This window comes from Streptomyces bohaiensis, assembly GCF_012033785.1.
GTDB classification, from domain to species: domain Bacteria; phylum Actinomycetota; class Actinomycetes; order Streptomycetales; family Streptomycetaceae; genus Streptomyces; species Streptomyces bohaiensis.
On record NZ_JAAVJC010000496.1, the window covers coordinates 1 to 1681 of the forward strand.

1 protein-coding gene and 1 rRNA gene are annotated in these 1681 nt (G+C 72.9%); both read right to left on the bottom strand.

Annotation, left to right across the window (positions count from 1 at the left end; translation table 11 throughout):
• Window positions 1-260: 260 nt before the first annotated feature.
• On the bottom strand, window positions 261-1433 hold the full coding sequence (locus HCN52_RS24235) for an acetoin utilization protein AcuC (protein ID WP_245175420.1): 1173 nt from the start codon (window positions 1431-1433) through the stop codon (window positions 261-263).
• A 165-nt stretch (window positions 1434-1598) separates the two neighbouring features.
• A 5S ribosomal RNA gene (rrf, locus tag HCN52_RS24240) occupies window positions 1599-1681 on the bottom strand; the annotation flags it as partial.

Here is a 1681-nt window from a genome sequence, read left to right on the forward strand (position 1 = left end):
CCCCGCGGGTCGCGCACCGCCCCGCGGTACGTCGTCCGGCCGAGGTGATCGCCGCCGGATCTCGTCGTGGTGTCGATGTGACGTCCGTCGCGTGGGGTGAGGCAGCGGCACCGGTGCGCCGACACCGGGTCGACGCGTTCGACGTAGGGAGGCGCCACCGCGCCCTCGCAGCCCCTCGCGGGCGGTCGGTGCGACGCGGAGCACAGCGGCGGGCCCGACGGCCCTCACGGCGGTCCGGAGTCCGGTGTCCCGTGTCCGGCTCAGGCGAGCAGACCGTGGGTGGGAAACACCGCCTTGCGGGTCGCCATGATGGTCCGGTCGACCTCGTCGGCCGGGTCGTAACCGCCCTCCCAGGAGCGGAACTCACCGGTCCCGCCGTCGCTCATGGACCGCGGGGCGTCCTGGCGGGTCAGGGCGTGGACGGTCCGGCGCCACTCCTCGGGGACGGCGCGGCGGGGGTCGACGGGCGCGTGCGAGGCGACCGCGACCAGGTGGGCCCAACTCCGCGGTACGACGTCGACGACCGCGTACCCGCCGCCGCCCAGCGCGAGCCACCGGCCGTCGGCGTAGCTGTGCGCCCAGCCGTGACACGCCTCCATCGCGGCGCGTTGGGCGTCGACGCTCAGCGTCAGGTGGGCGAGCGGGTCCTCGACGTGGGTGTCGGCCCCGTGCTGGGTGACGAGGAACTGCGGGCGGAAGGCCTCCAGCAGTTCGGGGACGACGGCGTGGATCGCCCGCAGCCAGCCGGCGTCCGATGTGCCCGGCGGGACCGCCACGTTGACCGCGCTCCCGGCCGCGTGCGGCGGGCCGGTCTCCTCGGGCCAGCCGGTGCCGGGGAACAGCGCCCGGGGGTGCTCGTGGACGGAGATGGTGAGCACCCGGGGGTCGTCCCAGAAGGCTGTCTGAACGCCGTCCCCGTGGTGCACGTCGACGTCGACGTAGGCGACGCGCTCGGCGCCGTTCTCCAGGAGGCGCGCGATGGCGATGGCGGCGTCGTTGTAGACGCAGAACCCCGCGGCGGCGCCGGGCATCGCGTGGTGCAGGCCGCCCGTGAAGTTCACCGCGTGCGGCGCCTCTCCCCGCCACACCGCCTCCGCGGCGGCGACGCTCTGGCCGACGATGAGCGAGCTGACCTCGTGCATGCCGGGGAAGGCCGGGGTGTCCGTGGTGCCGATGCCGTACGGCTCCTCGGGCGGCGCGGACTCCACCGAGCTGCGTCGCACGGCGTCGATGTAGTCGGGGTGGTGGACCAGCCGCAGCGTGGACTCCGCCGCGGCCGGCGCCGCGTGGACGGCGCTCTCCCGGTCCAACGAGAGCGTCTCCACCAGACGCATCGTCAGCGCGAGCCGGATCGGGTCCATCGGGTGGGACGGGCCGAAGTCGTATCCCGTGACGGCCTCGTCCCACATCAGCCACGTCTTGCCGCTCGTCATGCGGCCACCGTATACGAGCAGCCCCTCCGAACGGCGTTCTCCGGGACTGCTCTCGGAGTCGTCCCGCCACCGGCGCATTCGCCCTGCCCCCGGAAACAGCAGTACAACGCAGAAAAGGGCCCCACCAGAACCGGAGTTCCAGTGAGACCCTCTCCCACACAATTTGTTCGGCGGCGACCTACTCTCCCACACGGTCCCCCATGCAGTACCATCGGCGCTGAAAGGCTTAGCTTCCGGGTTCGAAATGT